Raw genomic sequence first — 21,980 nt, forward strand, 5'->3', positions numbered from 1 at the left:
TTACCGCTTTATATCCTCGCTCGAAAAAATTCTCTCGCCTTCGTAAATTTTCTCATAGCGGCTTAGCTTGCCCTCTTTGAAATAGCCGATGAAATAGGCCGCCGATCTTTCGGCCTGCTCTTGCGAAATTTCATCGTAGAGGCGAGCGGGCTTCTTTGATTTTTGTTTGTGCAGGCACGAACAGCCGCGAAAATAGCGCTTTTTGATTTTAAAATTTTGCACCTCGTCGTCTCGCTCGTCTGCGCGCTTTGTTGCGTTTGTTTCGCTACTCTGCTTGTCTGCGGGCGTCTGGTCATCTCTCCCGCCGCCCTGTATCGTTTGTTTTTGCTCGCTTGCCGCGCCGTGATCTTGCGCCTCTACGGCGCCGAAACAGATACTCGCCGAAATTAAAACCGAAATAGCCGTTCTTGTCGCTCTGGGTAAAACCATTTTCATCCTCTCCTTTTGCCGCCGCTGCGTACGGACCTGCCGCGGCGTAGGATTTAAATTTTAAAATTTACGCGTCGCACGAAACATCCGCGCCGTTAAATTTAACTGTAAAGCTCGTGTGACGCCGTGCTAGCTAAATTTAATCGCGGCACTCGCACGAATATTGCTACGTCTGCTAAATTTAAACGCAAAGCTCGCGCGACGCCGCGTCCGCATAAATAGCGCCGCGCCTGCTAAATTTAACCGCGACGTTCGCGCAAGGCCGCGCAGATAAAATTTAGCTGCAAAATTTTACCGACGCATCTTCAAACGCTACTTTATCTTTTTATATTTCCATGTCTGCTCCGTTATGAGCTCGGACTTGCCGTCTTTAATCTTAAATTCCTTAAAGCTCGTTATCGCGTAAATGCTAGGCATCTCAAACATCATGAGCGCGGCTCCGTGCCCCACGCTATCTGACGGGATTTGGGTATCGTAAGTGGCCTCCGAGCGCCCGGTTTGCACCCATTTGCCGCTCGCATCAAGCTTGTAGATATCCATCGTGGTATTGCTGCCGCGCTCGTCATAGCTATAGACGTATTTGTTGCTGCTGGAATTTGATTCGTAGCTTTGCTCGAGCGGGCGCTCGCCCGATTTATCGTAAATTTCGCCGTTCGAGTAGCTTTTGACCCAATCTTTAAGCTGCTCATCCCACAGATAAGAGGTCATATTAAGATCTGCGCCCTTCTTGATAGCGGTCTGTTTGCTCATATTATCCCACGCGCCCTTCTCGTCGTTCCAGATGAAGCTCGTAACGACCTCCTCGCCCTTTGCGGCGTCTAGCTCGTGCTTGCTCATCGTAGCGTTTTGCCACGCGCCGTTTTGGAAGGTGCTGCGGATCTGCTCGTAGCTGCCGTTTCGATCGCCGTTAAGCATCTCTCGCTCGCTGTTTTGCCACGCGCCGTTTACAAACTCGTAGGTTACGTATCCGCTCATCTCTCCTGCGGCGTCGTAGAAAATTTTGGTCTTATCTTTGGGCTGCCAGCTCTTGCCGTCCCATTTGAAGCTTATCGTAAGCTCCTCTTTATCCCACGCGTTTCTTACGGATCTGTTCATGCTCTCTTTTTGCCATTTGCCCTTTGCAAGCTTATATCGCACATCTTCGGTCGCGTTGCCGTCGTAGCTGGAGACGGTTTTGCTCGCATTGCGCGTGCCGTCATCCGCTATCGAATTGCTCTCGCGCGTCGTGACGCCGTCTTTGACGCTTTCCGTGTAGTCCTCTATTTTTTTCCACTTGCCGCTTTTAAGATCGAGGCCAAATACTTCAAATTTAACCATTCCCCCCTTTTCGTCAAAGTAGCTGATCTCTTTGTACCTAGAGCCTAGGCCGTCCGAGGAGTTCGTATCTCTTACCTGCTCCAGCTTGCGCGCCGCCGCGTCGTAGCTTAGATGCGTGCTCTCCTTGCGCCCTCCGAGTGAGCCGTAGCTCATACTTTGCACCATATACTCATACTCCTTGGCAAACGCCGCCGCACAGAGCAGCGCAAGTATCGTAGCGAGCTTTTTCATCCTCTCTCCTTGGAAAAAATTTTGATAATTATATAATGTTCGTATATAAAAACGGATAAAATTTCACCGCGCGGCTAAATTTAAAAAACTCGGGCTTTGAAACGGCGGCAGCGGAATTTTATGTCGCCGAAGCGCCGGTTTTACTCAAATATGCGGTCAAAATTCCGCACGATCTGCTTTTTAAATTTTACGCGGGCTTTCGGCGGAATTTTGCGCGGACGGCGGCTATTTAAATTTTAATCCAAACCGTCGCAAAAGCGGCGCGAGCTTCAGTCGTCTGCGTAAATTTTAAAATTTTATAAATTTGGCGCCGCCTCGCTGCCGCGCTATGTCCATGCCGAATGCACCCGGCGAGAGCGGTAAAATTTAGCTGCCTAATCTCGCAAAAATTTCTTATCGATCAGATCGTAGTTTTTATACAGCCTGCGCAGCTCGTCTCGCACCTCCATCAGCGCAAAGCCGAGCAGATTTTGCCCGCGCCACATACTCGGACGACTTGCGTTTTCGCTCTGCTGCCCAAGGCCGATACCCCAAATTTTATCCAGCGGGCTGGCCTCAACTAAAATTTTATCTCCCGTCGCGAGCAAAAAGCGCATCATCGCGGGATTTTGCGTAAATTTATAATAATTGCCGCTTAGCACGACGCTGTAGCGCACCTCGCCCCAGAGCCGCTCATCAAAGCCCCGCACTTGCCTGCCGAGCGCCTTCATCTGCTTCGCATCGCGGCTCTGCATTATTTGCGCCCGCGTCTGCTCGTCGCCGAATATTTGCGCCTTGCTCGCCATCATAAACTGCTCGGCGCATAGATACTCATCGGCATCTACGGCAAAAGGCGAGCTCTGCCACTGCCCGAGGCAGGATCCGTCCGCGGCCGCATCTGGCTTGTAGAAAAATAGAAATTCATTCGCTTCGGAAGAATTTATTAGCGAGGTTTTGTCGTATTTCGCCGCTCCGCCACGTCGCCAAAACGGCACGCCCTCGCGGTAGAAATCGTCTATGTCGTCCGTAAGATCGCCCCTAAGCCCACCATGCTCGCTAAATTTCAAATTTCGTGGCTCCGAGCAGCATATGTCGCCGCCATGCGCGCATTTTACGCGCTCATTTTCAGACGTCTCGTCCAGCCCGTCCCAGTCGCCGTAGTGCCAAAAGCAAGGATAGGGGAAGGCCCGTGCATACGCTTTTTGCGCCGCTTCATCCAGCCGCTCGAACCACTGCCAAAATTTAAATTTATAATCCTCTACCGCGCCCATCCGCCAGCCAAGCGAAAACTCGCTAAGAGCGGGGTATTTGATCCACGGCGGCGGCATCACGTTTTTTAAAATTTCACTCACGCCTTTTCCTTAAATTTTATTTTGTAGCATAGCTTGAAATTTGCCTAAATTTAGCCTGCGAGTTGAAATTTAGGCAAAATACGGCTAAGCTAGCAAAACCCGTTCGACTAAATTAGCCGCAAATTTAGTCGCAGAAGCGCTCGTCCGTACGATATTTCTTGCGCTCGGCTATGTAATCGGCTCTGTTTTTCGGATCGGCGAAATACTGCTTTTGCTTCTGCTGATCGGCTTTGAGCTTTTCTATCACTTCCTTTAGAGCCGCCTTGCGGTCGCTAGCCATGGATGGGAATTTATCCGAAAATATCGCCTTATACGGATGATCCTCTACCCAATCGACCGCCCTTTCGACTATGATCTGCTGCTTGTCGATGTCGCAGAATGCGTAGGGGTTGATCACGTCGCCCGCAAGGTGCATGAAAGCGGAATTTGCCTCGACCGTCTCCATAAACATCGCGCCGCTGACGTCGATTACCGAGGCGAAGGAGATGAAGCGGTATTTGCCCGCGTAGAACCAAAACACGGCGTCGTCCTTAAGCCCCAGATCATAAGCGCGCGCAGCGACGGTCATCAGCGTAGTCGGAGCGACCATGTCCGGGGCGTCCTCGATGATTTTGATCGCTTTTTTCAGGCTCGGCACGTCGTTTTTCATCAACAGATCGTCGATCGGCTCATAAACGTGCACATATTCGGGCTTGCCCTCCTTAGCCGAATAAAACGGCGAAACATAGATGTCGATCGAAGTGATTTTCTCCACCTTGTCCTCACTCTCGCTTTGGGCGCTCAAAGTCGCAGCCGCCGCCGCGCAGAGGAGCAGTGAACGAAATTTTTTCATAACCTCTCCTTCGGTTAAATTTTATGAATTCTCTTCGTAATTATACCCTTAAATTTTAAGAGCGCGAGCTTGATTTTTAACGAATATATTTTTGCGGAATTTTAATTTTTGCAGCGGCGCTATTTTCTTTTGATTCGGCTTCAGCGCGACGCTTTACGCGGCTAAATTTAAGCGCCGTTAGTCGTAAAATTTAGCTCATAATTTAGATCGTCTAGCTAAATTGTTCCGTTCGCGCTTAATCTGAAAACATATTTTATCTTTGCTTAAATTTCATCGCCGAAAAAGTCGCCGTCGATATCGCAAATTTCGATGTTTTGCCGCACTTGCACGCCGAGTTTGTATTTTATCATCAGCTCCGCCAGCCGCTCGCCGTCAATCAAAACCACCGTGTGACTTTGCACGTTCGCGGCGTATCTTTCGGCATCCTTGCTAAATTTTGACGTGGTGATAAATACACCCTTTTTGGTCTGCTTATCCGAGATCGCGCCGACGAACTTTTGAATTTCAGGGCGTGAAATTGCGCCTTGCCAGCTTTTAGCCTGCACGTAAATTTGCGATAGTCCAAGCTCGTCCTCGTCTATAATGCCGTCTATACCGCCGTCCGGGCCGCTCTTGGTTAGTCTGCTTACTCCGTAGCCCATTTTTTCGAGCAAGTGCGCCACTAAATATTCAAAAAAGCTCGGCTTTTTTTGCAAAATTTCATCTAAAATTTGAGATTTTAGATTTTGCGCCAATTCATTTGCCGTCTCTGCTATGATGTCGCTGGGAGTCTTTTCTTGCGTTGCTGTTTGCGAGATTTCGGCGCTCGGCGCGCTTTTATTTTTATAAATTTCATCATACCAAGCCTCAAATTTAGCCTGCGCGTCTTTGCTTTTTAGCATCTGCTTGCCAAAATCCGTTATCTCATACACGCCTCTGCCGGTTTTTTTGACGGGTTTTTTGGTGCCAGGTAAATTTACGACTTCTTTATTGCCCGCAAAATACGATAACGCCCATCCTGCGCGGTTAACATACAAAAGCATGCCGCTAGGTATCCTTTGCGAGAGTTCGTCGTCGCTAAATTTATAGTACTCGGCGACAAATTTACAAACCTCTTTTCTGTCCACGCTGCCGTGCTCGCCGATAAACTGCAAAATCGGAAACATCATCTCTTTATAGCTTGGTATCATCGTTTTCCTTCCTAATTTTTAAAATTTTACCTCTCTAGGTCTGCGACTCAAAAACTTCAAATTTTACCGCTAAATTTAATGTTGCGCTTTAAATTTTACTTTCAAAGCCCGTTTTCGCCGCGTTGCGGTAGAAATCGATCTGATCTTTTTTGATGATGCGGATGTAGTCGGTGCTGCCGGGATGGCCGCTTTGAAAGCCCGCCGTCATTACGTAGGTGCCGTCCTCTTCGATGAGCCCGCGCTGCAGAGCCTCGCTTATGATACGTGCGAGCAGAGAGTTTATGCTCGTTTTTTCCCTAACCATCGCTGGATTTACGCCCCACACGAGACTTAGCGCGTGCGCGGTCTGCTCGTCGTGTGCGATTGCGATGATGTCGATTTTAGCGCGGTTGCGTGCGAGTTTGATCGCCGAGCGCCCCGAGCCCGTGATCGAAAGTATCGCGCCTGCGCCCAGTCTTGCGGCAAGCGCTGCGGTGCTTGAGGTGATCATATCGGTCTCGTCGTAGAAATCGTAATCGTTAAATTTATCGTAAGGATAGATCTTTTCGGTCTCGCGGATCGTCTCGCTCATCGCGGCGACTACGGCCGCGGGATTTTTGCCGATGGCGCTTTCCTCGCTTAGCATCACGGCGTCGGTGCCGTCGAGCACGGCGTTTGCGACGTCGCTGATCTCGGCTCTGGTGGCGCGCTCGTGCTCGGTCATGCTAAGCATCATCTGCGTGGCGGTGATGACGGGCTTTGAGCGGGCGTTGGCTAACGCTATGATGCGCTTTTGGATGCGCGGGATCTCATAAAACGGCATCTCGATGCCCAGATCTCCGCGCGCGACCATTATACCGTCGCTTGCTTCGATGATCTGCTCTATATTTTCGACTGCGTCGAATTTCTCGATCTTGGCGTAAATTTTAGCTTTTGAGCCCAGCGAGTTTAAAATTTCGCGCACGCGCAGGATGTCGTTTTGCGACTGCACGAAGGAGATGCCTACGAAATTTACGCCGTGCGCCGCGCCCCAGCGCAGATCCTCGAGGTCCTTTTGCGTGATAACGTCGATATTTAGGCGGGTGTTTGGAAAGTTCACCCCCTTATTCGAGCTTAAAAAGCCGTCGTTTTCGAGCACCGCTCGCACGCCTTGCTCGCTTACCGCGACTACCTTGGCGCGGATCGAGCCGTCGTAGAGGTAGATAAACTCGCCTACCTTCATTAACGGCAAAATTTCTGGGTGGTTGATACACAGCTCGTATTCGCCTTCTGCGGTCTTTTTGCCGATTATTTCGCGAGGAAGGAAGGTGATTTTATCGCCCGTTTTTAGTTTAAAATTTTCCTCTAGCTTGCCGACGCGGATCTTTGGACCGCTGATGTCCTGAAAGACGCCTACGCGGACGCCCAGGCTCTTTTCTACGGCGCGAATTTTGTTTAGATTTGCCTCGTGATACTCGTGCGTGCCGTGGCTGAAGTTCATCCTAAAGGCGTTGCAGCCCGCCTTTACCATCGCACTCATCATCTCCTCGCTGTCGCTTGCGGGCCCGATGGTCGCTAGGATTTTGGTTTTTTTAAGCATCTTTTCTCCTTTAAATTTAAAATTTATCGCCGCATTGGGCGAAATTTTACGCAAAATTTTGAAATTTTTAAATTTTAAAATTCGTTAGACGAAGGAATTTTAAAATTTTATGGCGCACGAGAATTTTAGAATTCTACGGCATGGTGAAATTTTAAAATTTCATAGCTTGTGGTGCGGGTTAAATTCTAAAAATTCGCGTTTGAATGAAATTCAAAAATCCCCTATATATGTGAAGCGCGAGCAAAATTCTAAAATCCTCGCCGAAGTAAAATTTCAAAATTCTTGCCCGAGCGAAATTTAAAAATTCCTCTTTATCGCATCATTTCCGCGTCAAATTTTGCATCATCAAAGCTCACTCCCAAATATTCGCAGGCACTTTTTGCGTCGCGAAGTGCGTTGCCTAGGCAGCTCGTAGCACCTGGGCTTGGGGTCATATTAAAGATAATCCCTGGATTTTCGCCTATTCTAGCTTCGCCTAAAAGCAGCTTTTTTTGCGAGTGTGAGATTACTTGCGGGCGCACGCCGCCAAAGCCCTTGGCATAGTAAATATCCTCCTCGCGGATGCTAGGTATGATCTTGCGCGCATTTTTGACGAAAAGCTTTTTACCTAAAATCGGTATCTCAAAGCCTATATTGCGGATTAAGAAGTCCCTTACCTCGCTATCGCCAAAATTTTGCCAAATGACCTTGGCTACGTCCATGTCAAAATTTAATGACTGAAAAAATTCCGGTACCGAACGACAGCCCTTGTAGCGTTCAAGCTTTGGTAACGTAAGTGCGGTAGGGCCAAATCTCGTGCAGCCGTCCGCCAAAAGATCGGGGTCGCCGTGAAGCGCGGCAAATGGAAGCTTTGGGTTTTGCACCATGTAAACCTTGCCGTTTAGAAGCTTTTGCTTGGTTAGATAGAAGCTGCCAGCGATGCAGATCGTGCTAAGATCCTGCCCAAGCCCCATTTTGTGCGCGAGCCACAGCGAGTGAGCGCCCGCATCTACGACTACAAAATCAGCGCTTAGCGAGAGTCTATTTGCTGTGCGGATATAGAACTTATCGCCTACTTTAGTGATGTTTTGCACTTCGGTGTTTAGGTACAGATCGCAGGTTTTGCCCTTCACGTTTTTAGCGTTTTGCACGAAGGAATTCGCCATCGCGCCGTAATCGATCGTCGTGTAAACTCCCGATTGCACGCCCATCGCGACGATATCCTCCGCTCGCTCCTCACCGCGCCCGTCAAAAACTAGCTTGGGCTCGATTTTTTTGAGCTCTTCCTTGTCAAAAAGCTGCAGATACGGATAAAGCTCTTTAAATTTTTCAAAGCGCTCTTTTATGAGCTCTACCTCACTTTCGCCCACGCTAAGAGCCATTTTCTGCCCCTGAAATAAAAATTTATTCTCATATCCGTGCTTTTGGCAATATTTCACGATCATATCCGCCTTGCGCTTGACTTCGGTCGCTTTTTGCAGATCGTAGTTGGTCTCGATGTCGCCGCAATGAATCGTCTGGGAATTTGCACTGGCTTTAGAATTTAGCGTCGCAAGCCCTTCGTATTTTTCAAGTAGAGCGATATTTTTGATTCCGCTAAATTCTGCCAGCACGTACGCTAGCGCGCTGCCCGTGATACCGCCGCCTATGATGATTACTTCGTAATGTTTTTCTTGCATGCCCTTTCCTTATCGAATTTGGCTGCAATTGTGCGAAAATTTCGCTTAAAAGCTAGTTATAAAAGCGTGAATTTAGATGATTTTATATAAAATTCGCACCATTTCATTTTGGGAGTAGTATATGAAAAAATCGATTCTTGTCGGATTAAGTTTGATTATAGCCACGTCGCTGTGGGGCGCAGATAAGAAAGTTTATCGCCTTAAGCTAGCTCAGACTTACGAGCTTAGTATGCCTATCGTAGGCGATGTCGCCAAGCGTATGGCAGATCTTGCAGATAGTATGTCTGATGGCAGACTAAAAATCAGCATCGACGCGCCTAGCAAACATAAAGCACCTTTTGCGATCTATGATATGGTCAAAAACGGACAATACGATTTAGGCTATACTGCGAGCTACTATTATAAAGGTAAAAATAGCGCAAATATGCTGTTTACGACGGTGCCTTTTGGTATGACGAAAGACGAACAGCACGCTTGGTATTACTTCGGCGGAGGCAAGGAGCTAGCGGATAAATTCTATGCAAAAAGCAATCTAAAGGTCTTTAATATCCTAAATAGCGGCATGCAGATGGGTGGTTGGTTTAAAAAAGAGATTAATACGCTAGACGATCTAAAAGGGCTTAAATTTAGAATTCCAAGCTTTGGCGGGGAGGTTATGAGCCGCCTTGGCGTCGCAGTCGCTACGATACCGGTAGGTGAGCTATATATGGCGCTAGAGATGGGCACCATCGATGCGGTCGAGTGGGCAAGTCCTAGCTTTGATATACCTCTAGGCTTTCACAAGGTCGCAAATTACTATTATACGGGATGGCAAGAACCCGCTAGCGAGCAGCAGATAGTGATAAATCTACAAACTTGGCAGAAGCTTCCTAAGGATTTGCAAAATATCCTGGAGGCTTCGATCGCTAAGGCGCGCGAATACGCAGAAAACGAGACGTTTTATAAAAATGTAATAATTTGGGACGAGATCAAAAAGAAATATCCAAACGTTCAGATTCGCTCTTTTTCACCTGAGATTATGCGTGCGCTTCGCAAGGCGACGGATGAAATTTTAGCCGAAGAAAGCGAGAAAAATCCCGATTTCAAAGAGATTTGGGAGAGCCAAAAGGCGTTTTTAGCTAAAGCTAGAACGTGGACGAAGATGGGCGATTTTACATATATTGAAAAAACGGGCGACGTTGAAGCCGAGCAGAATTTCACTGCTTCGGTGAAAAAAATCTCTGTTCCTGAGCCCGTAAATAGCGCAGCCAGCGAGATAAATGCAAGCACTGCCGCACCAAAAAATGAGGATAATCAGACAAAATAGCGCTTCGCTTTTAAATTACGTATCAAAACCTAGCATCAAGTCAAGAAGCGGCTTAAATTCGGTCGGCGATTTAAGAGATTTAGGCTGAAGTGCGGGCGATTTACTTATTTGCAGCTGCGTAGCTCGGGATATCTTTAAAATTTTAATTTATGAAAGCGGCGATGAAATTTTATCGCCTCTTAGCATTTAAGTTAAGGCGCGCAATTTGCATCATTGCGTTTAAAGCCCAATTTAAAAGCCGCTCGGTTGCCGCCGCACAAAGCTAGAATTTTATCAAGCTCCAAGCCTCTTCTATTTTTGCTTTATTCTTTTATCTTTTGCGTTATTTAAGCTTGATATTCCGCCGTGCTCGCTTGCGGGCGACATCACGCGCGGGAGAATTTAATCTTGCTTTTTCATTTTGCGTAGTTAGCGGGGGAGCTTCGGCGAAGCGTGCTAATCTAAGATTTTAAATCGGTAACGTTCATAAATTCCACATTTTAAAATTTTAATGTTTTTGTCTTGCCGATACTGCTTTTTAAATGGAATTTGCTTTGGGTTTTCTTTCTATATAAAAGTGGCAAACTTCAAATAAAATGGCAAAATTTTAAAATTTACACGCTTAAATATCATAAGCAATGAGAATATAAAATTTTTGTCCTTCGGAGATTAAGTACAAAGCGCGTTAGAAAAAATTTTATAGGTCAAATTTCGTTTTAAGCGATTGCAAATTTAAAAGCTTGCATGTAAATTTTTTTAAAGCCTGCTCTAGTTAGAATTTATCACTAAACTAGACGGGCTTAGCCTTGGGATTTCACTGCGTCAATTTTAAAATTTTGCGCGAGCTGGGCTTAAAATTTTAAAATTCTATTCTACCTGCGAAAACTCTTAAATTTCACGGCTTAGAATTTTGATGGAGAATTTTGCCGCAACGCTATTTTTTGGATGCGATAAAACTAAACGGCATGCAAAGCCGCGTAGAATATTGAGCTAGGCTCGCTGCTGCAAGCCTAGCGAATGTCGTAAGCTAAAAAGGCGCTACTGCAAAGCGTAAAATTTTATTTCAAAGCCTTAAAAAGCTCCACGCTATCGAGCTGCTCCCACGGGTACTCGTCGTTTCCGACCTGTCCTCGTGCGGCGACGTCGGCATAGAGAAAGCTTCCTTTGCCCGGGCGATCAAGACCGAATTTATCGATGATCCAGCGCGGCGTGAGCGGGAATTTTTCAAGCACGAAAGCAGATAGCTCATCGTCGCTCGCCGTGCCTAAATTCGTCCCCATACAATCGACGCTGACGCTGACGGGCTTTGCGACGCCGATTGCGTAGCTGAGCTGGACGATGCATTTTTTCGCAAGTCCTGCCGCGACGATGTTTTTGGCGATATAGCGCGCCGCATAAAGCCCGCTGCGATCGACCTTAGTATAGTCTTTGCTACTTTGAGCGCCGCCGCCTATCGGGCTGTAGCCGCCGAAGCTATCTACGATCAGTTTGCGCCCCGTTAGACCGCTGTCGTGAAGCGAGCTGTGATTTACGTAGCGGCCGGTAGGATTGATGTAGATGATCGTTTTGCTTTTGTCGTAAAGCTCCTTCGGAAGCCCTGCAGAATCGATTAAATTTCCGATTAGATCTCGGACGCGTTCAATACTCATGCTCTCGACGCATGGCGCTGAAACCACGATCGTATGGATGCTTTGCGGCTTGCACTCCTCAAAATTGCTCTTCGTGCCGTAATCGACGCTAACCTGCGTTTTAATATCGACGCCAAGCTCGTTGGGATGAGACTTTGCATAGGCATAAACGTGATCGCAAAGCGCTCTTGCGTAGGTGATCGCCGCCGGCATAAAATTTTTCGTCTCGCAGCTTGCGAAGCCGAACATTATGCCCTGATCCCCCGCTCCGATCTCGCCGCCCTCTTGATCGACGCCTTGGTTGATGTCGGGGCTTTGCTGGTTTAAAAATACGTCCACTTGCAGATCCTGCGGATGCAGGCACTGCGCGCGCGTGAAATGAGGGTTGTCGTTGTAGCCGATCTCGCTAAGCGCGCCCTTCACGATATGGCGGTAATCGTCGTGGGTAAAATCGATCTTGGCATTTACTTCGCCGCCGATTACTACGTGTTTGCCCGCGATGAAAACCTCCGCCGCGACGCGCCCGTTTGGATCTTGTTTTAAAATTTCATCGACGATGCTGTCCGCGATGATATCGGCGCACTTGTCCGGATGTCCGGGGCTTACTACTTCGCTTGTGAAAAGATACATATCTGCTCCTGATTAAAATTTCGGGGCATTTTATCTAACGAGGTTTTAAGATTAACTAAAAATTACGAAATTTCGCCCAAATTTAAATGCGCTTAAATAAAATTTCGATATATTTCAAACGACGTTTTGATTGAAAGGTAAAAAATGAGTTCGATTCAAAAATTAGTAGCCAGCTACAAAGATAAAAATCTAGTTCTGCGCATAGTTACAGGTTTGATAATAGGCGCTATTTTGGGCTTTGCTGCGCGTTCGACGGCGGGCGATATTGCGGCAGAGCACACTTCGTTTTTAATAAACGTAGTAGCTTTTGCGGAAATTTTAGGAAATTTATTCGTAGGCGCCCTTAAAGCGGTAGCTCCGATTTTAGTTTTTATCTTGATTTTAAGCTCGATCGTAAATAAACAATACGGCAGCGCAAGCGGCTTAAAACGCGTGGTCGTCCTATATATTGTAGGCACCTTTTTAGCCTCGTGCGTGGGGGTGGCGACCAGCTTTTTATTCCCTACGGAGCTTGCACTTAGTAATGTCGGCGCGGCGGAAAATACCGCTCCTGCGAGCGTTTGGATCGTGCTAAAAGATCTGCTTTTTAAGGTCGTAGATAATCCGCTAAACGCTATCGCGCACGGAAACTACGTAGGAATTTTAACCTGGGCGATAGGTCTTGGCGTCGCGCTTAAATTTTGTACCAACGAAACGAAAAAAATTTTTACCGATCTGAGCGAAGCGGTAACCAAAATCGTGCAGTTCGTAATCCAACTCGCGCCGTTTGGAATTTTCGGTCTAGTAGCTTCTACCGTGTATCAAACCGGCGTCGATGCGCTGCTTGGATACGTGCGAATAGTAGTCGTGCTAGTAGGTGCGATGGCGTTCGTAGCCCTCGTGGTAAATCCGCTCATCGTCTTTGCGGTGATTAAGAAAAATCCATATCCGCTCGTATTTACCTGCCTGCGCGAAAGCGGCCTCACAGCGTTTTTTACCCGCAGCTCGGCGGCGAATATCCCGGTAAATTTAAATTTATGCAAAAAGCTCGGTATCAGCGACGAGCTAAGCTCGATCTCGATCCCTTTGGGAGCTACGATAAATATGGCGGGCGCTGCGGTGGTAATCGCGATCTTAGCGCTTGCTGCGGCTCATACGCTTGGTGTGCGTCCCGATTTTTGGACGGCGCTACTGCTTTGTGTGGTCTCGGCGGTCGGTGCGTGCGGCGCTAGCGGCGTGCCCGGCGGCTCATTGATGCTGATACCGCTTGCGTGTTCGCTCTTTAATATCTCAAACGACATCGCAATGCAGGTAGTCGCGATCGGCTTCATCATCGGCGTGATTCAAGACTCAGTAGAAACCGCGATCAATAGCTCCACGGACGTGATTTTTACGGCGATCGCGTCGCAAAGTATGCAAAAATAACTCACCTTAAAATTTTACCGCAAATTCCGTCCCTGCGGCGGATTTTGCGGTTTTTAAAATTTTACTTATTCTTTTTTGATAAAATTATCCAAAAATTTTAAAAGGAAATCGATGAATTGGAATTTAGGCGAGCTGTTTGCAAACGAAGCAGAATTTAGCGCCGCGATAGATAGCGCCTCCGCGCAAGCCCTGGATTTTGAAGCTAAATTTAAAGGCAAGCTTCACGCGCTAAGCAGTGCAGAATTCTTAAGCGCGCTTGAGCTTTATGAGAGCATCAGTGAGCAGATCGGAAAAATAATGAGCTTTGCGCATCTTAGATTCGCGCGAGATACGAGCCTTGGGGCGCAGCAGGCCAAGACAGAGCAGGCTTGCAACGACATTTCGCAGAGCCTGCTTTTTTTCGAGCTTGAGTTTAACGAGCTTGACGCCGCAAAACAGGACGAGTTTATCGCAGGAAGCGGGAGATTCAGATATTATTTGAACTTGCTTAAGCGGCGCAAGGCCCACCAGCTAAGCCTTCCGCAAGAAAGCGTGCTTTTAAAAACTTCGCCCGTAAGCGGCGAGGCGTTTTCGCGGCTTTTTGACGAGAGTATGGCGCGGATGAGCTTTGATTTTCGCGGGCAAAAGCTTGGCGAGGAGGAAATTTTAAGCCTGCTTCATAGTTCTGATCGCGAGGTGCGAAAGGACGCCGCAGCCTCGCTAAGCGCGGTGCTAGAGCAGAATTCCCACCTGCTTGGCTACATCTACAATATGATCAAAACCGATCTTAAAATTCGCTGCGAGCTGCGCGGCTACGATAAAGCCGAGGCGGTGATGCACGAGGAAAATCAGATAAACATCGCAAGTGTCGATGCGCTAATCACAGAAGCGGAGCGAAGCTTCGCTCTGGTCGGCAAATTTTACGCCAAAAAGCGCGAAATTTTAGGCTACGACGCGCTGTATGATTACGACAGATACGCGCCTCTTGGGGGCGATGAGAGCGAGTTTAGCTTCGAGCAGGCTAGAAAGATCGTGCTTGCGGCGTTTGAAAAATTTAGCCCGAAATTTAAGCAGATCGTGCTGATCGCGTTTGAGCAAAACTGGATCGACGCGATGCCCGCGCAAAATAAGCAAAGCGGCGCGTTTTCGCATTCGGGCTCGCGCGATACGCACCCATTCGTGCTTTTAAATTTTACGCGCAAGCGCCGCGACGTATTTACCCTCGCGCACGAGCTTGGGCACGCGATACATCAGTATCTAAGCTACGGCGTGGGCTATTTTAACTCCTTCACGCCGCTAACGACGGCGGAGACCGCGTCGGTGTTCTGCGAGATGCTGGTGTTTGATTATATGCGCGAAAATTTTTCAAATTTAAACGACTCTCAAAATTTTAAACGCGAAGCTTCGCAAGAGGCTCAGGGCGGTGAAATTCCAAATAAGCACGCCGTAAAAAACTCCGCCTCGCAAGGCTCTGTGGGTTCGTGCGAATACGCAGCACGCGATACGGATACGCCCTCACAGACTGCAAGCGATAAGGCCGCGCTAAGAGCGATGCTTGCGGCAAAGATCGAGGATATCTTCGCCACGCTTTACCGCCAGATCGGATTTACGACCTTTGAGCGGCGCGTGCATGCGAGCGCGGATGAGTTAAGCGTAGACCGTATTAATGAGCTTTGGATGGAGGAGTCGCGCAAGATGTTTGCGGGCGAGCTAATCTTGCAGGATCATTACAAAAGCTGGTGGAGCTACATCCCGCACTTCATCCACTCGCCGTTTTACTGCTACTCCTACGCCTACGCGCAGCTTTTGGTGCTCGCGCTTTACGGGCTGTATAAGAGTGGCAGGCTCGAAAATTTCGTTCAAATTTACACCGAGTTTTTAAGCTCGGGCGGCAGCGACGCGCCGCAAAAGCTAGTGGCGAAATTCGGCTTTGACATAAATAAAAGCGAGTTTTGGCGCATCGGCATAGAGCAGGTCGCAGCGCTTGTAGATGAGTTTGTGAGGGGTTAGGATGATAGATAAAATTTTAAAAGACGATAAATTTATCGCTGCGAGCAGCACACATATAGGCGCGGTTTTGGACTACGTTTTGGCTCTTGGATATGGATTTGGCATCGTTGCGAGGACGGATCAGATAAAATTTGACCCGCCGCTGCCGGAGGAAATTTTAAAAAGCTTCAAAATGCCCGCGATCTTTTTGCAGCTGGAGGAATACACGCTTTCTAGCGCACACCTTAGCAAGGATGAGCTGGTTTTCGAGGCGGGATTTGGACCGCAAGATTTTGCAAGCACGCTTAGCGTGCCGTTTTACGCGGTCTTACAGATCGTCGTGGACGGCAAACCTATCGCGGTAAATTTCTCCCAGCCCGAGTCCGAGTGGCTTAAGCGCGAAAAATCGCGTAAAATTTTTTCAAAATGAGCGATATTTTAGAAGGTCTTAATCCCGCTCAGCGCGAGGCTGCGAGCCACGTTGACGGAGCGATGTTAATCTTAGCGGGTGCGGGCAGCGGCAAAACTAAAACGATCACCGCGCGCCTTGCCTATCTGCTCGCAAATGGCGTGCCTGCGGAAAATACTCTCACGCTTACGTTTACGAACAAAGCCGCCGCCGAGATGCGCTCGCGAGCGCTTAATCTGATAAGCGGGCTAAATTTAAGCAGCGTGCCGCTTTTGTGCACCTTTCATAAATTTGGACTTCTGTTTTTGAAATTTCATATTAGCGAGCTTGGGCGTAGCGCAAACTTCCAAGTAATCGATACCGACGATAAGAAAAAGATCATCAAGGGCTTTGAGATAAATTTACCCACATCGCTATTAGCGGCTAAAATTTCAACCTACAAAAATTCTCTGATCGGCCCCAAAGATATCGACGAGCTTCTAAAGGGCGAAGATGACGAGCTAAGCAGGATGTATAGCGGATTTTACGCGCATTGCGCTAGAGCATATAAACGCTACGAGGCGTATTTGGCGGCGAATAGTCTGGTGGATTTCGATGATCTGCTGATCTTGCCTTATAAAATTTTAAGCGCCAATGAGCGGCTATGCGATGAAATTTCGCGCCGTTACGCTTACATCACGGTCGATGAGTATCAGGACACCAACGACATTCAATTCAAACTGCTGCAAAAGCTCTGCACCGCGCACGAAAACCTCGTAGTAGTGGGCGATGACGATCAGAGTATCTACGGCTGGCGCGGCGCGCGGATAGAAAATATTCTAAATTTTAAAGATCAGTTCTCAAACGTAAAATTTATCAAACTCGAGCAAAATTACCGCTCCACGGATGAAATTTTAAATGCCGCAAACGAGCTTATCTCGCACAACAAAAACCGCCTCGGCAAGAGCCTTACTAGCATGAACGGCGGCGGCGAAAAGATCGAAATTTTGCGTTCAGACGAGGAGAGTATCGAGGCGGCAAAGATCGCAGAAGCTATCAAAAAGCTGCTTTCAAGTGGCGTAGCGCCCTCTCAAATCGCCGTGCTTTACCGCGTAAACGCTCTTTCGCGCGCGCTGGAGGAGGGGCTAAATCGAGCCAAAATCCCGTACAAAATGGTAGGCGGCGTGAAATTTTACGAGCGCGCCGAGATTAAGGATACGATCGCCTATCTGCGCTTAGTAAACGACGAGCACGACGACTTTTCGATGAGGCGGATCATAAACGTGCCCAAGCGCGGCATCGGCAAGGTCTCGATGGCAAAGCTCGAGGAGCTTTCGCGCCTGCGACTTATCAGTCTATTTGACGCTTTTAGCGAGCCGGACGCGGGGCTTAGCGCCAAGGCGGCGCAGGCTCTAGCGGAGCTTAAAAACGGCATCGCTTCTATCTCCGCGCTAGCCGATACGATCAAAAAAATAGACGCGCTGGAGCCCGCTTTCGGGCTAAAGGCCTACTATGCCTCGCTTCCGGACGGCGCCGATCGCGTAGCAAATATCGACGAGTTTTTGGCGATGCTGAAGGACGAAGCTAGCAATAAGCCCGATTTTGATCTGGCGGAATTTTTAAACGAGCTGAGTCTTCTTAGTGATCAAGACGCTATCATGGGCGATACGATAAATATAATGAGCGTGCACGCGAGCAAGGGGCTTGAATTTTCGCACCTTTTCGTAATCGGACTGGAGGAGGGCTTTTTCCCGCTTTTGGGCGACAGCAATGACATCGAGGAGGAGCGTAGGCTCGCATACGTAGCGATTACGCGCGCCAAACGCACTCTCACGCTTAGCTTTGCGGCTAGCCGCTTTTATCGCGGCAAGCGCGAGAGGCTGGATGTTAGCAGATTTATAGCCGAGGCGGGTTTGGTAGCTAAAGAGCCGCCGCGCGAGCAAAGCAGCAGCTTTAGTAAGGGCGAGCTGATCAAACACAAACTCTTCGGGATCGGACAGATCACGGCGGTAAACGGCGATCGGCTCACTATAAATTTCGGCGGAATTTCGCGCGTGATAATGTCGAATTTCGTAGAAAAGATCGGCTCTTATGAATAGATTGTTTTTGGCGGACAAGCCCGCGGGTATCGGCAGCAATAAATTTTTAAGCGCTCTAAAGCGCAAATACGGCGTGAAAAAGGCGGGCTTTAGCGGCACGCTCGATCCTTTCGCAAGCGGCGCGCTGATCGTGGCATTCGGGCAATACGCGCGCTTTTTTAGATTTTTAAAAAAGGAGCCAAAAGTTTACACTGCGACGCTGTGGTTGGGCGCGCAAAGCCCAAGCGGCGATAATGAAAACATAGGGCGCGTGGAGCAAATTCCGCCGCTTTCGCGCGAGGTTTTAGATGCCGCGATGGCGCAAATGCGCGGCGAGATAAAATTTATCCCACCCGCTTTCAGCGCCAAGAAAATTGACGGCGTGCGCGCATACAAGCTCGCTCGCGCGGGCGAAGAGGTGAGTTTAAAAGAGAGCTCGATGCGGGTTTTTGATGCCGAAATTTTAAGCTACGCTCACCCCTTCTTGAGCTTTCGCGTCGCACTCAGCGAGGGCGGCTACGTGCGCTCTTTTGCGCAAATTTTGACAGACAAGCTAGGCGTTTGCGGTACACTTAGCGCGCTTAGGCGGGAGAGCGAGGGGACTTTTGACCTGCAAGATCCGCGCTTTGCGGATGAGGCGGCGCTAAATCCGCTCGAGTTTTTAGATCTTAAGCCAAACTTTTACGACGGCGATGCGCGCGACGTGATCTTGGGCAAAAAGCTTGCCGCAAAGGATCTGGCGAGCCGCGCGGACGGCCGCTATCTGCTTATCTGCGGCGATTTTTACTCGATCATCGAGATAAGCTCGGGCGAGGTGCGCTATCTTTGGAACGACGTTCCGATCGCAGGCGGCGCGTTTTAATCAGCGGCTCTAGCCTGCTGCTAAATTTTAATCGGACGGCCCTGGCTTGAAATTTTGAAGCGATCATAAATACGGCGCGTTTTAAATTTACTCGCATAGGACGCTGCTATGTGCGGCTAAATTTTATCGTGCGGAGCAGTGGGCGATCACACTTTTTCGTTGTGCACAGATCGTAAAATCGGCATCGGGCGGCGTAAATTTAAACGTGCGACTAGGCAGGCGACGCTCGCTTGTGAAAAGGAATAAATCCGCGGGGGTTAAATTTAAACGCGGCGGATCCGGCGGAACGGCGTTTTGATTTGCTTTTTGGTGCGCGATTACAACGCGCCGTGAGTTAAAATTTCGCGATTTATAAAACGCGCAGGTTGGGGCTTATTGCGGCGCAGCAAGCAGTTTTTGTCGAATGAAATTTCGGCTTGCGGTAATGCGTAGTCTGCGCCGATGGGTTTGATTTTGCAGCGGGCGGCATACCGCTAAACTAAATTTATGACCTAGTGCGGCGTGCAGCGGTGCGGCTAGAATTTTGCCGGCTTGGAATTTTAATCGCTAAGACAGATTTGCGCCGCGGATTGAAATTCCGCCGCATGCGTTGCGGATTAAAATTTCGCGCTTTATAAGATTTATGTATCGGGCGCCGCGATCGCGGGTTAAATTCCGCGGCGCGCACTTCACGGCACGCGGTTTTGAAATTTTAATCGCACTGGACGGGGCGCGTCGCAGGCTGAAATTTAACTCGCGCACGGATCGGAATTTTAATCGCGCTAGATGGGCTTGCTGCAGGCTAAATTTAACGCAAGCGCACCAAAGCGCAGAAGGAGTAAAATTTGAAGGCTTATGCAAAGATCAATGTTTTTTTAAAAGTCGTCGGCACGCGCGGCGGTTACCACGAGATCGCCTCGCGCTTCGTGCTGCGCAGGGAGCTGTTTGATGAGATAAGCTTCGAGCGCGCGAGCGGCTTTGCGCTTGAATGTGGCGCCGCGCAGATCGCGGATAACATAATTTTAAAAGCCAAGGCGGCGCTTGAGCAGGCGGGCTTTGCGCGCGAGCTTGCGGAATTTTTCAGCTCGCACAAGATCGTGCTTAAAAAGCATATTCCGATCGGCGCGGGTCTTGGGGGCGGCAGTAGCGATGCGGCCGCGTTTTTACGGCTTGCGAACGAGGAATTAAGCTTAAAAATTCCGCGCGAGCGGCTTACCAAAATCGCGCAAAATATCGGCGCGGACGTCGCGTTTTTTGTTAGCGGGCTTGAGGCCGCAAACGTGCGCGGTATCGGCGAGATCATCGAGCCTTTCGAGGACCGCCTGCCCGCGATCGAAATTTTAACGCCAGCGATCTTTTGCTCTACCGGCGCGGTTTATAATGAGTTTCGCGCAAGCTTTATGCAAAATATAGACGCCGCGCAGGCTCAAGAGATGTTGCGTTTAAGTAGCGAGCAGCTGCTGACGCGATACGGTAATTTCGAGTTGAACGATCTTTTCGCGCCGTGCATAAAGCTATATCCGCAGATGAGCAAGTATCGCGATATGTTTCTAAGCGGCAGCGGCAGCAGCGTGTTTTTCTTAAAATAAGAATTCCAAGGCGCGCGGTTAAAATTTAAAAGCCAAATTTAAAGATAAAATTTAAAATTCGCTCGCCCGCTTTTAAATTTAAGCAAAAACGGGCTAAGCTTAGGACTAAATTTAGAAGGAAAAAGATGAAAGAACTGAGTAAAAATCGCAAGGCATTTCACGATTTTACGATACTTGAAAGCTTTGAAGCGGGCATCGTGCTAAAGGGCAGCGAGGTCAAAGCTCTGCGCGCGGGCAGGGGCAATCTCAAAGATAGCTTTTGTCGCGTGATCCGCGGCGAGCTATTTTTGCTAAATGCCCATATCAGCTATCTTGAAAGCACCAACGCGCACTTTCGTCCCGACGAAGGGGCGGCGCGAAAGCTTTTGATGCACCGAAAACAGATCGATAAGCTTCTGGGCGCGGTTAGCAAAGAGGGTCTTACCATCGTGGTTTTATCGCTGTATCTCAATGATAAAAACCGCGTAAAGGCGCGTATCGCTTTAGCAAAAGGCAAAAATCTGCATGACAAGCGCGAATCGCTAAAGCGCAAGGAAGCCGACCGCGAAGCGCAAAGCGCGATGAAGCGATACGACAAGCATTCATTTTAAATTCACAAAACTTTGGTTAAAATGCGGGCTTAAATTTAAACCCGAAGGAAATGCAATGAAGAAATTTTTACTATCATGTTTGGCGATTTTTGTTTTAAGTGGCTGTGGAGATGATTCGCAGAAAAAGACGGGCTCTGCTGGCGAGAATCCTGCCGCGAGCGAGAATCAGATGGCAAAAAATTCTGCTCAAGATAAAAATGGCGAGCGTATTGGCGGAGAAAGTGGCGAGGAGGTAGCTTTTACGCCGTTTAAAACGGGCGAGCGCCTTACGCTTAAAAGCGTCGTAGGCGGCGAGGTAACGATTGAGCGGACAGAAAAGGGCTTTAAGCTTGCGGACAGCGATAAAATTTTAATGTTTGATATTTTCGGTACTTACTGTCAGCCATGCCGCATCGAAGCGCCGCATCTGATGGACTTTCAGTTAAAAAATTCCGCGGATTTTCTAATGGTCGGCTTGATTTATTTTGAGGACATTACGGACGCGCAGGTGATCGAAAATTTTACGAAAAAGTTTAATGCGTATTATTTCATCTCCAATTCAAAACAAAATGAGCGTATAGTAGGTCAAATTTTAAGCGACATCGGTTATCGCCACGCGCTTTCGATCCCTTTTAAGGTAGTACTTAAAGATGGAAAATATCAAAGGCTTACCGACATTAACGAGGGTGATGAGCGGGGCAAGCCGTATTACTTAGGTATGGTCGATACCGATGTGATAAAAAGCGATATCGCCAGGATAAAAAATGGCAACTAAAACCGGCGTGCAGATTCACACTCGCGCCAAAACAAAATCTTTCGTGCCTCGTCCGTATAAAGTGATTTTACTCAACGACGACGTGACGACGATGGATTTCGTGGTTTATATTTTGATGGAGATTTTTGCCAAAAACTTTAACGACGCCGTAGATTTAATGATGAAAGTTCATAGGCAGGGTCGCGCGGTTTGCGGCGCGTATCCTAAAGAGATAGCCGAGTGCAAGCAACAAGCGGTTTTACAAGCGGCAAAGGCCGCAGGATTCCCTCTTAGATGTGAGATCGAAGAGGATTAAATTTA

The 21,980-nt window shown here is 48.4% G+C and carries 19 protein-coding genes; 11 read left to right on the forward strand and 8 right to left on the reverse strand.

From position 1 onward, the window contains the following. The 6 genes from Q0198_RS05130 to pyk form a co-directional block, all read right to left on the reverse strand. Positions 1-435 (reverse strand): hypothetical protein, encoded by a 435-nt coding sequence (locus Q0198_RS05130; RefSeq protein WP_297895805.1) that lies wholly within the window; start codon positions 433-435, stop codon positions 1-3. Positions 436-741: 306 nt separating this feature from the next. Next, the gene (locus Q0198_RS05135; RefSeq protein ID WP_297895808.1) at positions 742-1,977 is read right to left on the reverse strand and encodes a hypothetical protein; all 1,236 of its coding nucleotides are present in this window, start codon (positions 1,975-1,977) and stop codon (positions 742-744) included. Between the two features lie 374 nt (positions 1,978-2,351). Continuing rightward, on the reverse strand, positions 2,352-3,308 hold the full coding sequence (locus Q0198_RS05140) for an NADAR family protein (protein ID WP_297895810.1): 957 nt from the start codon (positions 3,306-3,308) through the stop codon (positions 2,352-2,354). A 124-nt stretch (positions 3,309-3,432) separates the two neighbouring features. Next, entirely contained in the window at positions 3,433-4,140 is a 708-nt protein-coding gene (locus Q0198_RS05145; protein WP_297895812.1) for a cytochrome-c oxidase, read from the reverse strand. Positions 4,141-4,403: 263 nt separating this feature from the next. Continuing rightward, a complete protein-coding gene (locus tag Q0198_RS05150) occupies positions 4,404-5,309 on the reverse strand; it encodes a restriction endonuclease (RefSeq protein ID WP_297895816.1) in 906 nt (301 codons plus the stop codon). Positions 5,310-5,397: 88 nt separating this feature from the next. Further along, complete coding sequence (pyk, locus tag Q0198_RS05155) at positions 5,398-6,867, reverse strand: pyruvate kinase (protein ID WP_297895818.1); 1,470 nt, start codon at positions 6,865-6,867, stop codon at positions 5,398-5,400. Positions 6,868-6,976: 109 nt separating this feature from the next. Between pyk and Q0198_RS05160 the strand changes: the two genes are divergently transcribed. Continuing rightward, the gene (locus Q0198_RS05160; protein ID WP_297895820.1) at positions 6,977-7,168 is read left to right on the forward strand and encodes a hypothetical protein; all 192 of its coding nucleotides are present in this window, start codon (positions 6,977-6,979) and stop codon (positions 7,166-7,168) included. Positions 7,169-7,178: 10 nt separating this feature from the next. Here Q0198_RS05160 and Q0198_RS05165 read toward each other — a convergent pair whose 3' ends face one another. Beyond that, complete coding sequence (locus Q0198_RS05165) at positions 7,179-8,525, reverse strand: FAD-dependent oxidoreductase (protein WP_297895823.1); 1,347 nt, start codon at positions 8,523-8,525, stop codon at positions 7,179-7,181. Between the two features lie 121 nt (positions 8,526-8,646). On the opposite strand from Q0198_RS05165, the gene dctP reads away from it, so the two are divergent. Next, positions 8,647-9,831 (forward strand): TRAP transporter substrate-binding protein DctP, encoded by a 1,185-nt coding sequence (gene dctP / locus Q0198_RS05170; protein ID WP_005871786.1) that lies wholly within the window; start codon positions 8,647-8,649, stop codon positions 9,829-9,831. A 1,037-nt stretch (positions 9,832-10,868) separates the two neighbouring features. Here dctP and metK read toward each other — a convergent pair. Then, positions 10,869-12,068, reverse strand: coding sequence for a methionine adenosyltransferase (gene metK, locus Q0198_RS05175; protein ID WP_297895825.1), 1,200 nt, complete (start codon positions 12,066-12,068; stop codon positions 10,869-10,871). Positions 12,069-12,212: 144 nt separating this feature from the next. Between metK and sstT the strand changes: the two genes are divergently transcribed. The 9 genes from sstT (at position 12,213) to Q0198_RS05220 (ending at position 21,975) form a co-directional block, all read left to right on the forward strand. Further along, entirely contained in the window at positions 12,213-13,472 is a 1,260-nt protein-coding gene (gene sstT, locus Q0198_RS05180; RefSeq protein ID WP_297895827.1) for a serine/threonine transporter SstT, read from the forward strand. Between the two features lie 111 nt (positions 13,473-13,583). Next, entirely contained in the window at positions 13,584-15,461 is a 1,878-nt protein-coding gene (locus tag Q0198_RS05185) for a M3 family oligoendopeptidase (protein WP_297895829.1), read from the forward strand. 1 nt (position 15,462) lies between these two features. After that, complete coding sequence (locus Q0198_RS05190) at positions 15,463-15,870, forward strand: hypothetical protein (RefSeq protein WP_297895831.1); 408 nt, start codon at positions 15,463-15,465, stop codon at positions 15,868-15,870. Further along, positions 15,867-17,927, forward strand: coding sequence for a UvrD-helicase domain-containing protein (locus Q0198_RS05195; protein ID WP_297895834.1), 2,061 nt, complete (start codon positions 15,867-15,869; stop codon positions 17,925-17,927). Before Q0198_RS05190 ends, Q0198_RS05195 begins: the two co-directional genes overlap by 4 nt. After that, positions 17,920-18,768, forward strand: a complete 849-nt coding sequence (truB, locus tag Q0198_RS05200; RefSeq protein ID WP_297895836.1) for a tRNA pseudouridine(55) synthase TruB — start codon at positions 17,920-17,922, stop codon at positions 18,766-18,768. The genes Q0198_RS05195 and truB overlap by 8 nt, the downstream gene beginning before the upstream one ends. Before the next feature lie 824 nt (positions 18,769-19,592). Continuing rightward, positions 19,593-20,336, forward strand: a complete 744-nt coding sequence (locus tag Q0198_RS05205) for a 4-(cytidine 5'-diphospho)-2-C-methyl-D-erythritol kinase (protein WP_297895838.1) — start codon at positions 19,593-19,595, stop codon at positions 20,334-20,336. Positions 20,337-20,461: 125 nt separating this feature from the next. Then, positions 20,462-20,926: an SsrA-binding protein SmpB gene (gene smpB, locus Q0198_RS05210; RefSeq protein ID WP_005871759.1), complete on the forward strand. Its 465-nt coding sequence runs from the start codon at positions 20,462-20,464 to the stop codon at positions 20,924-20,926. A 55-nt stretch (positions 20,927-20,981) separates the two neighbouring features. Next, entirely contained in the window at positions 20,982-21,680 is a 699-nt protein-coding gene (locus tag Q0198_RS05215; RefSeq protein WP_297881269.1) for a TlpA family protein disulfide reductase, read from the forward strand. Beyond that, positions 21,670-21,975, forward strand: coding sequence for an ATP-dependent Clp protease adaptor ClpS (locus Q0198_RS05220; protein ID WP_297895840.1), 306 nt, complete (start codon positions 21,670-21,672; stop codon positions 21,973-21,975). Before Q0198_RS05215 ends, Q0198_RS05220 begins: the two co-directional genes overlap by 11 nt. Positions 21,976-21,980: the final 5 nt, after the last annotated feature.

This window comes from uncultured Campylobacter sp., assembly GCF_938045205.1.
In the GTDB taxonomy this organism is placed as follows: Bacteria; Campylobacterota; Campylobacteria; order Campylobacterales; family Campylobacteraceae; genus Campylobacter_B.